Here is a 12702-nt window from a genome sequence, read left to right as displayed (position 1 = left end):
ATCAGAATGGTAAAAGAATTCGTGGAACAAAAATCTCCCTGGTTGACAATTTCTTAAAAAATAGCGTTAAATAAAAAGGATGGGCTTTTTTTAATCGAAAGGGAGAACACGATGAAAAATCAACAAAATCATACATTCACATTGGCTATATTATTGATGACTTTATTTATTGCTTTTTTAGGAATTAGTCTTGTTATACCTGTCACACCAACGATCATGAATGAATTAAATATAACCGGTACAGTTGTGGGCTATTTAGTCGCTGCTTTTGCTTTGACACAGCTAGTTGTTTCACCTATTGCCGGAAGATGGGCCGATCGTTTTGGGCGTAAAATAATGATCATTATCGGTTTATTTTTCTTTAGCCTTTCTGAGTTTTTATTTGGAATCGGAAAAGTTATTGAGGTCTTATTCATTTCACGTATGCTCGGCGGTATAAGTGCTGCCTTTATTATGCCGGCGGTAACGGCCTTTATTGCCGATATTACCTCCATCGAGACACGCCCAAAAGCACTAGGCTATATGTCGGCAGCCATATCAACCGGATTTATTGTGGGCCCAGGTATTGGTGGATTTTTAGCGGATTTCGGTTCTCGTTTACCCTTCTTTTTTGCGGCAGGCTTTGCATTATTCGCAGCGATATTGTCCATGATCACATTACGTGAACCTAAGCGAAACCTAGAAAATGAGAATATAACCATACAACAATCAGGAATAAAGAGAATTTTTTCACCGCTCTATTTCATTCCTTTTATGATTATTTTAATATCCTCATTCGGTCTAGCTTCATTTGAATCACTCTTTTCGCTCTTTACAGACCATAAATTTGGATTTAGTCCTCAAGACATAGCCATCATGATCACAGGTGGTGCCATTGTTGGAGCGGTGACACAAGTTGTCTTATTTGATCGCATGACAAGGTGGTGGGGTGAGATTCGCGTGATTCGCTATAGCCTAATCCTTTCAGCGATACTAGTATTTTTAATGACGATTGTCCACTCTTATGTTGCTATATTATTTGTTACGTTTACCGTGTTCGTTGGTTTCGATTTGATGCGTCCAGCAGTAACCAACTATTTATCTAAAATTGCCGGTAAAGAACAAGGATTTGTCGGTGGCATGAATTCAATGTTTACAAGTTTAGGGAATATTATTGGTCCCATTGTAGGCGGGAGCCTATTTGATATAAAGCTAAACTATCCATTTTATTTTGCCACCATTATCTTAGTCATTGGGATTGGCTTAACGATTGTATGGAAAATGCCCAAACAGTCCAAGTCTGATGCAATTCTTCATAAAGGAGAAGCGTAACTTGTAGGTTTAATGGGAAAATATCTTTTTGAAAAAAATGAAGGAGTCAATAATAAGGATTACATGGATTGTAATCTTTATTATTGACAACTAGCAAAAGTTTTTAAAAAGCTGACCCAGTGCATCTCTACCTTATCAAGTTTCCGTATAATGAAAGTGGTTAAAAGCACAAGATCGCTCAATGAACCAATATTACTCACAAAGGATTCTTTTTATCCTTACTTAAACCATCCCTTTTTCTTCGATTGTGTAATCGCCTCAATTCGATTGGTTACTTCCAGTTTATCTAGAATTTGCGAAATATAATTCCTCACTGTTCCTGTTGTAATACTAAGTTTGGCGGCAATTTCTTTTGTGTTTTTTCCATCTGCTATTAATTCTAGAACGGCCTTTTCTCTAGCAGTAAGCGGATTTTCTTCGCTGTATAAGTCATCCATTAGTTCAGGGGCATATATTTTTCTCCCTGTCATGACGTGGCGAATAGCGTTAGCCAATTCTTCACTGGGACTGTCTTTTAATAAATAACCGCTAACACCCGCTTTGATGGCACGTTGAAAATAGCCTGATCGGGCAAAAGTTGTGAGAATGATGACTTTGCATGTTAAACCGGCTAGCTCCTCAGAGGCTTGTAATCCGGTTTTTCCCGGCATTTCAATATCCAAGATGCAAATATCGGGCTCCAATTGTTTAACTAAATGAATGACATCTTCGCCATTATTGGCCATCCCAACTACTTCCATATCGTCTTCTAAATTAAGTAGTGAACCAAGCGCTCCAAGCATCATCTGCTGGTCTTCCGCAATGACAATTCGAATCATTGTATTCCTCCTTCACCTTCTCATCACTGTCGGTACTTTCATTGTGAGGATGGTCCCATCGCTTACCTCAATCTCTAGTGAACCATTAACAAATTCTAGTCGCTCTTTCATACCGATTAATCCATTACCACGAGCATAATAATGTTGATCCCTAATGCCAATTCCATCATCTTCAACCTTGATTTGAATTTCTTTATCAGATTGTTCAACTGTAATCCAACATGTCGTTGCTTGACTATGTTTTACAATATTGTTTACCGCCTCTTTTACACACATGCTTAAAATATTTTCAAGAAATAGGGAGACATTTTTTAACTTTATGTCATGATCGGCCTTAACCTCAATCTGTGCGGCATGTAAAATTTCATGAATGCTGACAAATCCTTCTTTCAGTCTGATTCCCCGCATTTGTGAAACGATCGTCCTTACCTCATTTAAAGCCGTTCTCGCAGTTTGTTGGATATCCTTTAATTCATTTTGCGACTGTTCTGGATTTTTATAGATAAGCTTCCTAGCTAGATCACTCTTTAATCCGATAAGCGAAAGCTTTTGTCCCAATGTATCATGTAAATCACGAGCTATTCGTTGTCGCTCCTCTTGTTTTACAAGTTCGGCGATTTTATTATTCGCATATTCTAACTGTTGTTCCAGTCCTTCTTGCCTTTTTCGATTATAAATAGTAATGGGCAGCAAAATAACGCTGATACAAAGGATAATGATAAAGGGTAATTGTTGCAGAAATAAGTCATTATTGAAGACAGCGATCAAACTAATGGAAGCAGCCGTATAAAGTAAATGAATAATATATAATATCAAAAATGTCACCCGATTTTTAACATTACCACTACAATAAGCAATAAAAAAAGCAAAATAAACATATTGAAAGAGCAGAGTCATTGTCATCGAAATAACAATTAAAATAATGGTCCATAAATGGACAGGCCACTTTTTAGAAATAAAGGCAAGCCGTAAAGAGACAAAGAAAAGAATGGTTAACGCAATTCCAATCACAATTTCACTCTTGGAGGGTGATTGAAAAATAAAGTAAAACGGTAATATCGTAAGAATTGCCCATATATATGGTGAAATACCCGAGCGTTTTAGTTTAAGTAACATCTTTTTCATCTAAATGACCTCATATTCGAACAAAATTAGCGTAAGCGCTCGTTTTATGGAGGAGCGGTTAAAAGCGCGACGATAATCGCCGCGCCGTTCTGACTCACATCCTCTGAGCCTCCCTTGTTATCATAACACAAAGGAGCTAGCGGGCTTCTACGAATTAGCTGATGAAAGAGTGTCAGACATTTAATCTTCTTTTTGTTGTTCCATTACATTTTTTAACTCCTTAAAGCCAATAAACCGATTATTTTTTTCATCCCATAGACGGAAATAGAGGGAGCGTAAGCTTGTTGAAATGGTAATGGTTGTTGCGTCCTGTAATGGTTTGTGAGTATTGTGCACTTCTTCTAAATAGTAGTTCGGTATCCGTGGGCTTAGGTGATGGATATGGTGGAAGCCAATATTTCCTGTTAACCACTGAAGTATTTTTGGCAGCTTATAATAAGAACTTCCATCCATTGCCGCTTTTACATAATCCCAATTTTCTTGGTTTTCAAAATAGGAATCCTCGAATTGATGTTGGACATAAAACAACCAAATTCCGAGTGAACCGGAAAGGAAGAAAATAGGCCCTTGTACAAATAGAAATGGTTGCCATCCAACGAACCAACATATTAGAGCGATAATAGCAACGATGGAAATGTTAGTCACGTACGTATTACGGCGTTCTCTGGGTCTGGCCTTTTTACTGTTAAATCGATAAGCAATAAGAAATATATAGATGGGCCCGAGTATAAACAGAACAAACGGATTTCGATATAAACGATAGGCGAATTTCTGCCATTTCGATGCGGCAATATATTCATCCACAGTCATGACCCACACATCACCAGTACCGCGTTTATTCAGATTGCTGCTTGTTGCATGGTGGATGGAATGACTATGTTTCCATTGTTCATAAGGACAAAATGTTAATATCCCTGTAATGGTGCCGAGAATTTGGTTTGCTTTTCTTTTTTTGAAAAAGGAGCCATGGCAGCAATCATGGAAAATGATGAAAATACGGACTAGAAATCCAGCAGCGATTATACAGATGACTAGTGTAAGAAAATAGGATATTGATAGGCTTTTATAGGCCAAAAACCATAAAAGAAAAAATGGGGCGATTGTATTGATGATTTGCCAAATACTATTTTTCGTATTGGCTTTTTCATAGTGAGCAATTTTTCTTCTTAAATTCCTATGGTCAAGTGTAGACATCATTCATTTCTCCTTCCCAACGATCATTATCCTTTATTATAGGTGAATATAAATAGAATATAAGGCATAGATGTCATGGGGACACCATGATAAATATCATGGTTGGGCCAGCGAAGTGATACTCTTAAAAAAGCTCTTGTCTCCTCCATTAACGGGCAGTCAGCCATACAAAAATGGAAAATCCTCCACCTAAAGTACAGCAATAAATATTTTGTTAAGATTTTATTAGCGATAGGGACTATTTTTATTTTGGATGAAAAGTTGAAAATCTCACATTTATTTATAGGGTGATTCATATAGACAAACAACAAGATTATTTAAAAATCTGCTATTTATGTTGATAAATTGTCAATACGATTGTATAGTTTATTCAAATGGAAGCGGTATCTTATTCACATAAGCAATGAATGGGTCTAAAGGGAGAATATTAAAAAATGTTTACTTCGCAGGCTCATTGGTATCAGAATTCCTTTGATGAAGGGAATGTGGAATATAGTGGTTAGTAAACTATGGCAATTATCCCTCAAAATGCTGTTCGTCAAAAAAGGCAGGTCCTTATTCTCGATTTTGGCCATCGCTTTAAGTGTCGGTTTATTGTGTTCCATGTTTCAGCTACATATGATGTTTAATCAGGATTTGCAACAACGGTTTAAGGATGAATATGGTTCAGCAGATATTAGGATTAGTTCGGCTCCTCCTTTAGATGGAGATGAATGGAGTGGTTTAGACACTTCCATACTGGAGGAGATCTATCGCTTTGAGCAAATTCGTTCAGTCGGTCTAGCATTAGAAGGGAAAATGGCTGGAAGAATTTTATACGAAAATCAAGGCGCTGTCATGGATGATACAGAGTTTCATTATGTTGGAGTTGATAATGCAAGACTTACAAAGGAGTATTACAAATTTGAGCAAGATTTGTCAGACTATGAAGCAGCTTTGTCCAAAAGCTTAGCCGATCGCTGGAATGTAGCGGTATCTGATTCCATTACAATTGATTTACTTAGCGGAGGGAATGTTACTTGGAGAGTAGCCGAAGTCGTGCAGTCAACGAAAAATACAGGGAAATCTGTTGAAGATTGGGTGTTCTTTCATTTACCGTCGTTACAAGAAGTTTTGGGGCTGTCAGAAATAATCAACCCTGTGCTGATTGAGTTTGAACCTGGAACTAATGTAGCCCTAACCGGGAGTGAGTTGAAAAGTCAGTTGCCAGCCGAAGTTCGTGTAGATGCCTTGCATGGACTGGAGGAAGAAGGGGAGCAATACCTTTTTTTTCGTGTGTTTGGCTACATCTTGAGTATCATTGCATTTATCGCCAGTATGATTTTGGTTTACGGTATGATGCAAACAACATACCGAGAAAGATTAAGAGAACTGGCCGTTATTCGTGCAGTGGGTGGGAGTCCCGAACAACTGATGAAAATGGTCATTTACGAGTGGGCGATTATCGGAGCGATTGGATCATTATTAGGATTTTTTTTCGCTTGGTTATTTAGTGACCGTGGAGTGGCGTGGGCTTCTAGGTTATTACATTTAGAACTGATCGTTGATGAGCGGTCAAGCGGTGGCATAGGGATGGTCATCATTGCCCTTGGAGCCTGGCTCGTTGTCCTACTAGCTTCTCTTGGAATTGTCAGGAAGGTTCGTCATACAGAACCGGTACAGAGTTTTCGTGAATCATTGGATAATGCGGACGATCAAGCGGATGCGTACAGTGGAAAAAGTATATGGTGGCTCGTCTGTACTGTTATCGGATTATTATTCTGGGTGGCCAGCTTTTTTCTTTCGAGTATTAATACTAGTATTGCAGAGATGAATATGAAAGCGTTGTTCAGTATGATTGGTGGACTATTATTGATCATCGCCATGTTAAGTATGACTGTTTGGCTAGGTGTTTCCTTATTGCGATTCATCACTTTGTTACCGGAACGGATGACGAGTCGATTATTTCGATTATCTGCCCAAAGGTTGATGGTAGAAAGATCTCAAATGTTTCCGGTGATTTTAATGGCGCTAATTATTGCAATATACATTCCTGTAGCAACATTATTTCAATTTATGAATCGCCCTGATGCCGTGTCTCTTGCCGATCGCTTGAAAGCGGATTTTTTTATAAGTGCACATCAAGAAATTTCATTTTCCCCTGAAATGCCGTGGTATTTAAAGCATGAAATGGAAGGAATAGAGTGGGTGGAGAAGGTTCTGCCATTACCGAGCTCTCGCACCGCTAAGTTAAATGATCACGATACTCAAGCTACTTCCACAAGTGTAGATCATTTGATATCTTACGGTGTGACAGATTTGCAGGAGTTGGCGGAATGGGATTTAGTCTCATTGCCAGATGACATAGTAGAGGATGCAGGTGTTTTGCCACAAGACCTTGCGAATGAATTAGGAATAAAAATAGGCGATTCCTTACCATTCGTTGTGGATGATCAATCCACTTCCGTTACGATTGTTGATATTATCGACAAGATGGATCAATTCCATCTGAACCAATTATTAATAGCCGAAAGCCATCCTGACTTTAAGCCAAATGGTTTAGACGAAATTTTAGTCAATATTAAGGATGGTTATGACGAACATATGAAGCAACATCTTCAGCTCTTACAACGAGAATATCCGGAGATGAGATGGATACAAACAGCGGAAGCGACAAGTACATTTGAAACTACACGCCAACAGGCCCTAGCCATGTTACAAGGCATTACGGTGATCGTAACAGTTGCTGGTATTGGTGGTGTGCTGAACGCGCTTAATGCAGGAATCCATGCAAGGAGACGTGAATATGCCGTCTTGCGATCTATTTATTTAACCCCCTTTCAAATGATGAAGTTGGTCGCCTGGCAAGGGGTGATCCTGGCCGTTTTATCTTTATTCATCGGTACAATAACGGCAGCCATACTACTCATTTCTGTCTATATTAGTTCCAGCGGATTTAAGGGTATATTTGACCATATCCCCTTTGAAAACATAGGCGTGCTGTACTTCATATTGTTTGTATTGTCCGTGTTATCGACGATACCTATGGCAGGGAAAATAGCACGAATGAGCATTATGGATGTATTTAAAGCGGCTGGTTAATATGAGCATCTTCATTTGTGGGAATTTCAGGTATCGGTGTTGACAGCCCTTCCTTATATTAGGAAGCATATTAGCAAGGAGGTTTTTATATTGACAGAATCATTCTTAGAAATTAGTAATCTCTCTAAAACTTTTGAGCTAGGGAGGAATCGTGTTGTGGCGCTACGTTCCGTCCATTTTCAAATTCAAAAAGGAGAGTTTGTCGCCATCATGGGTCCGAGCGGATCTGGTAAATCGACACTGATGCATATATTGGGGGGATGGAGCGCTCTTCTGAAGGGAATATCTATTTCGAAGGCAAAAATGTAAACCATTTACTTTTCAACGAACCACACTCCACAATATTTAGGAGAGAAAAAATGGGTTTTATTTTCCAATCCTTTAATTTGTTACATGGCATTACAGCAGAGGATAATGTTTCACTTCCACTTGTCCTTGCTGGTATGAAAAAGAAAGAAATTATGGAACGGACAAAACAATTATTAGAGTTTGTTGGTCTATATGAGCGGCGGAAGCATTTTCCCAGCCAACTTTCGGGCGGGCAGCAGCAAAGAATCGCGATTGCCCGGGCTCTGATCCATCATCCCGCTCTACTCATTGCAGATGAGCCAACGGGTAATTTAGATTCGACTACGACAGATGAAGTATTACAGCTTTTCGAGCGGATGAGGGAAAATTATGGACAAACGATTTTGATCGTTACGCATGAACCGACTGTAGCAGCGCATGCGGATCGTATTATTTATATAAAGGATGGAAGCATTGTGCAGGAGTGGCGTCAACATGCACAATTCAAGGACCCACAACAACGACTCAAGTGTGTCCTCGATCAGCTTGCGGTAAAATGATAGCAGGATAAAACCGTTGAGAAGAAAATCTATGATCATTTGCAATCGACAGTAAAGTTCAACGCTTTTTATTTGACAAAAAAATTGATTTATGCTATAATTTACTTTTACGATTTTTGACTATATAATAGGGTTCTCCTGGCCAGGGGAATCCTATTTTGGTTTAGTGAAGGAGTGCGGTTGCATGACACAAGGTGAGTCTAGTATAACCTCATTAGTTTCTGCTTTTGGCAGAGCCTACCATAGTCAATTCGATACACCAAAAATTTTTGACGACTTTGTCGCTAAAGATTTAATTTCACCCAAAGAATTCAATAACATCAAGGATAATATGGTTCAAGGCATACAGTTTTTCAACAAGGATATTGCGGAAAAATTTAAGGACAATCCAGATGAAATTTTAAAATGGATTACACAAATTCAACTTTCACCAACGCCTTTAGCACGCGCTGCGTATTGTGAAAAAGTATTACGTAATGAAATTCGATTAGGATTAAAACAATATGTCATATTGGGAGCCGGGTTGGATACATTCTGTTTTAGACATCCAGAATTGGAAAACATCCTGGACATATTTGAAATTGATCACCCAGCAACCCAGGAATTTAAAAAGAAAAGGTTGGATGAAGTCGATTTAAAATTACCGAGTCATCTTCATTTTGTCCCGATGGACTTCACTAAGAAATTTTCCTATCAGAATCTGATAAATGAAGGTTTTGCTAACAAAAAAACGTTCTTCAGTCTCTTAGGTGTTTCCTATTATTTAACGAAAGAGGAACTATCTTGCTTAATCGATCATTTATTTTCTAACGTCCCGGTAGGAAGCTCTATCGTCTTTGATTATCCAGATGAAAGACTATTTGAAGAGAAAGGAATTTCGAATAGAGTAGAAAACATGGTGAAAATGGCTGCGGCAGGCGGAGAGCCAATGAAATCGTGTTATTCCTATTCTGATGTCGAGAAGATGTTAGAGAAGTCAGGTTTGCAGATTTATGAACATTTAACACCAGATAAAATAAATGAGCTTTATTTTTCTAATCGGACAGATTATCTAACAGCTTTTGAAACCATACATTACCTTCATGCGGTAAAACAATAAAACATGCTTTGAAGAAGTTCGACGATATTTCGGAATAAATATGTATGATAATTACAATCCAATCGAGGGTGGGCTCCTATTGCTACTCATGGGTACCGTCCTTCCTTGCTTAAGAATTTGGCTGGCGAAACCAATTCCTAGTATAGCAAAGGAGAACTTTTTGTTATCATTTCTCACGCATTTCCCCAGGCATAGCCTGGGGCTGACTTAATTATACATTTTTTCCAAAAATAAATAATCCCATTTCAGCTACGTCAATTGCCCAAATATAAACTTGAGCGTTCGATAAGACAATAAATACGTATTGATAATTTTCATTTTGCAAATCCGCTTCCGACAATTCTTTATATTATAATAAATCCCAATTATCCGCTTCGATTCTTCTCGATTTTTGCATTTTACCGCCATTAAATTACACAAGTTCAACTTTCACCAACGCCTTTAGCACGTGCGGCGTATGTGTCAAGTTGTTAATTTCTGAAAGCTAATTTATAATTAACTCATTCGAGCATTGTTTGCCGTAGAGGGCGGCCCACCTTTTGTAGGTGGGTCGCTTTCAAATTACTAAAATCCACCGCCAACGTAAGCAGTCCCTACAATAATTAAAAGAATAAACAGAACCACGATTAGAGCAAATCCTGATCCATGTCCATGCTCATACTCGCTCATCATTAATCACCTCCTTTAAATAAAATATAGAATTTCTAAAATTTACCATCGACAAAATGGCTGTCTCATTTTATGTTCAACGAATTCATTTCTAGTAGTAGGTCTGTAAATATGTTTAGGTACATCTACAACATTTACACGATTAACACGCACGATAGGATGGATAATTGGCTGAGGCCGGCGAATAAAATGATCCCTGACCATATATCTTGGGGGGCAAACTATTGGCCTATTACGGGCAAACATTGAATCACCTCCATTCACTACTATTAAATGTTTTAAAGCTCCTTTTTGAAATGGACAAATACATCGTAGGGGAGATAAATAGGTTAAAAATGGTTTATGAACTATGATTGCCATTAATCTAGGAGGGGATTGCAGTAATTTTGAAGCAACCTATCTTTATGCGGATGGGGCGCTTTTCACTTTTTGAGGGAACGAAGATCGTGAAGTGAGAAGCGAACACGAACGCGAAAGAGAACGAAGAGAGCGCTTTGAATGCCGATGTCGAGAAGAACAACGTCGCCATGATGATTGGTAGGTAGCACCTCCCTGCCTCCCATGCATTGAAAATCATTTGATTTATTATCTAAAACGTAAGAAATTTATTGGAAACAAACGTTTGGAATGGTGGATTATTTAAAGTTTGAAAATATAACAGGTGTGGAGTTTGTGGGTTAAAAAGACCTTCACTCAGTGCGGGCTGGCATTTATGGACGGGTCACTTTTTTATTTAACACGTAATTTTTGATTGTGTAACGGGGGGAATTAGTTGTTTTCTCAAATGTCTGTTCACATTTAATATTTTTTATGCGAATAACTCCCCCAAATTAATGGAGGTAAAAGGGGTTGTTTACAAACCTTTCAAACAAAGAAAAACCCTAGAAGCGTTGGTATAACGCTGTTTCTAGGGTTTTAAATACTGTTCTTTAATTAGCTCTGAAATTAACGTGAGTAGAACTCAACGATAAAGGACTCATTAATTTCGGCTGGGAGCTCAGAACGCTCAGGCAAGCGAGTAAAAGTACCTTCAAGCTTGTCAGCATCGAAAGAAACATATTCAGGGACAAAATTTGTCGCTTCGACGGATTCTTTGATGACAGCAAGATTACGGGATTTCTCACGTAAGCTGATTGTTTGTCCAGGTGTTACTTTGTAAGAAGGAATATCAACACGGCGTCCATCTACAAGGATATGACCATGGTTTACAAGTTGACGTGCTTGACGGCGGGTGCGTGCTAAACCAAGACGATAGACGATATTATCAAGGCGTTGTTCTAAAAGGATCATGAAGTTTTCACCATGTTTCCCTTTCATTTTTCCCGCTTTGACAAACGTGTTATGGAATTGGCGCTCATTAACACCGTACATATGGCGAAGTTTTTGCTTTTCTTGTAGCTGTAAGCCATATTCAGAAAGTTTTTTGCGTTGGTTTGGACCATGTTGTCCAGGCGCATAAGGGCGCTTTTCAAGTTCTTTACCCGTTCCGCTCAAGGAAATGCCAAGGCGACGGGATATTTTCCAGCTTGGGCCGGTATAACGAGACATAAAAGTCTCCTCCTTTGGTTTTATTTTTGTAAAATAAAAACCGATATGAGACAACAATAATGGGTATTTTATTTTCATGCACCTTCGCCCTAGCAGCAACGGGTTACGAGATGCACCTCATAAATAGAGGAATAAAATACGATCATCAAGTGTTCATTTAGGCTGCATTATTTTACACAACGACTATTATATCGGGATCTGACAGTGAAGTCAATATGAAAACATTTTGAGCTTTTTGCGCTGTATCATTTTTTGGTGTATGAACAAAAAATAAGGGCATTATTTTTTTTGTGAAAAGTTGAATTTTACTCCTTTTTTTGTATAAAAAAGGATGCGTTGCTGTTTTCTGATAATTACCATCTAAAAAAGGGCATACGAATCCCGTTGTCCACAAATTGCTTTTTTAAACCTGACTTATCAACATGTGGATAATTTATGATACCAGACTTCTCATTTTCTCGGGCTGATTCTCTTTGATTCTTCCCAATGCCATGGCAAGCATGATACACAAGGCAAGTCCACACTTGACTTCCATTTTTTTCATGCCGCGGATCGTATGATTCTCGAATCCGAAAGACACGTCCAGACGGCTATTCACACGTTCCACCGCTGTTCGTTTATTGTATGCTCTTTTCCATTTATAGCTGGAACGATCAATAGGGGTGAAAATGCGTCGGTCTTCCTCTAGCGAAATCCGAATTCCTGGTGCCACTGGGCATTCAGCCGCACCCTTGCAATCTATCCCATATTGTTTAGCCGGACACAACTTTTTGAGTGTGCCCCTGTCTTTTTCAAATCCACCATTTGCCATCTCACGCTGTTTGCCGGATACCGGGCAATGGCAATAAACATTTCCTTTGAAATTGTGAACAACGTTTTTGTAATCCCCGAGTAAACGTGTTTCTTCCCCATCTTTCCACATATTTCGTATATCAATGACTGGTTTTATTCCATGGTCATCCCATAGTTTCACGATTAGTTTCGTATCGTCATATCCTCTGTCGCCGGA

At 38.7% G+C, this 12702-nt stretch carries 9 protein-coding genes and 1 pseudogene; 4 read left to right on the top strand and 6 right to left on the bottom strand.

Features of this window, described 5'->3' with window-relative positions:
• Positions 1-111 precede the first annotated feature (111 nt).
• Entirely contained in the window at positions 112-1311 is a 1200-nt protein-coding gene (locus MUB24_RS15805) for an MFS transporter (RefSeq protein WP_244705742.1), read from the top strand.
• Between the two features lie 218 nt (positions 1312-1529).
• Here MUB24_RS15805 and MUB24_RS15800 read toward each other — a convergent pair whose 3' ends face one another.
• From MUB24_RS15800 to desA, 3 genes are all read right to left on the bottom strand, one after another.
• The gene (locus MUB24_RS15800; RefSeq protein WP_244705740.1) at positions 1530-2129 is read right to left on the bottom strand and encodes a response regulator transcription factor; all 600 of its coding nucleotides are present in this window, start codon (positions 2127-2129) and stop codon (positions 1530-1532) included.
• Between the two features lie 12 nt (positions 2130-2141).
• Positions 2142-3254 carry a sensor histidine kinase gene (locus MUB24_RS15795; RefSeq protein ID WP_244705738.1) on the bottom strand — a complete coding sequence of 371 codons (1113 nt, stop codon included), beginning with the start codon at positions 3252-3254 and terminating at the stop codon, positions 2142-2144.
• 180 nt (positions 3255-3434) lie between these two features.
• The gene (desA, locus tag MUB24_RS15790; protein WP_244705736.1) at positions 3435-4448 is read right to left on the bottom strand and encodes a Delta(5) desaturase DesA; all 1014 of its coding nucleotides are present in this window, start codon (positions 4446-4448) and stop codon (positions 3435-3437) included.
• Between the two features lie 495 nt (positions 4449-4943).
• On the opposite strand from desA, the gene MUB24_RS15785 reads away from it, so the two are divergent.
• The 3 genes and pseudogenes from MUB24_RS15785 to MUB24_RS15770 all read left to right on the top strand — a co-directional run bounded on the left by MUB24_RS15785 (position 4944) and on the right by MUB24_RS15770 (position 9476).
• The gene (locus tag MUB24_RS15785) at positions 4944-7529 is read left to right on the top strand and encodes an FtsX-like permease family protein (RefSeq protein WP_244705734.1); all 2586 of its coding nucleotides are present in this window, start codon (positions 4944-4946) and stop codon (positions 7527-7529) included.
• 210 nt (positions 7530-7739) lie between these two features.
• Positions 7740-8377, top strand: a pseudogene (locus MUB24_RS15775) (ABC transporter ATP-binding protein).
• Positions 8378-8561: 184 nt separating this feature from the next.
• Positions 8562-9476: a class I SAM-dependent methyltransferase gene (locus MUB24_RS15770; RefSeq protein ID WP_244705728.1), complete on the top strand. Its 915-nt coding sequence runs from the start codon at positions 8562-8564 to the stop codon at positions 9474-9476.
• A 564-nt stretch (positions 9477-10040) separates the two neighbouring features.
• Here MUB24_RS15770 and MUB24_RS15765 read toward each other — a convergent pair.
• The 3 genes from MUB24_RS15765 to MUB24_RS15755 form a co-directional block, all read right to left on the bottom strand.
• Entirely contained in the window at positions 10041-10145 is a 105-nt protein-coding gene (locus MUB24_RS15765) for a YjcZ family sporulation protein (protein ID WP_280517021.1), read from the bottom strand.
• Positions 10146-11090: 945 nt separating this feature from the next.
• Complete coding sequence (rpsD, locus tag MUB24_RS15760; RefSeq protein WP_244705823.1) at positions 11091-11693, bottom strand: 30S ribosomal protein S4; 603 nt, start codon at positions 11691-11693, stop codon at positions 11091-11093.
• A gap of 433 nt (positions 11694-12126) precedes the next feature.
• Positions 12127-12702: transposase (locus tag MUB24_RS15755; RefSeq protein ID WP_244705724.1), on the bottom strand; the 576-nt coding region annotated here is incomplete at its 5' end.

Origin of the sequence: Lederbergia sp. NSJ-179, from assembly GCF_022867885.1 — a bacterium.
Lineage (GTDB): Bacteria > Bacillota > Bacilli > Bacillales > Bacillaceae_C > Lederbergia.
The sequence above is the reverse complement of the archived record's forward strand: the minus strand, read 5'-3'. Positions and strand labels throughout refer to the sequence as shown.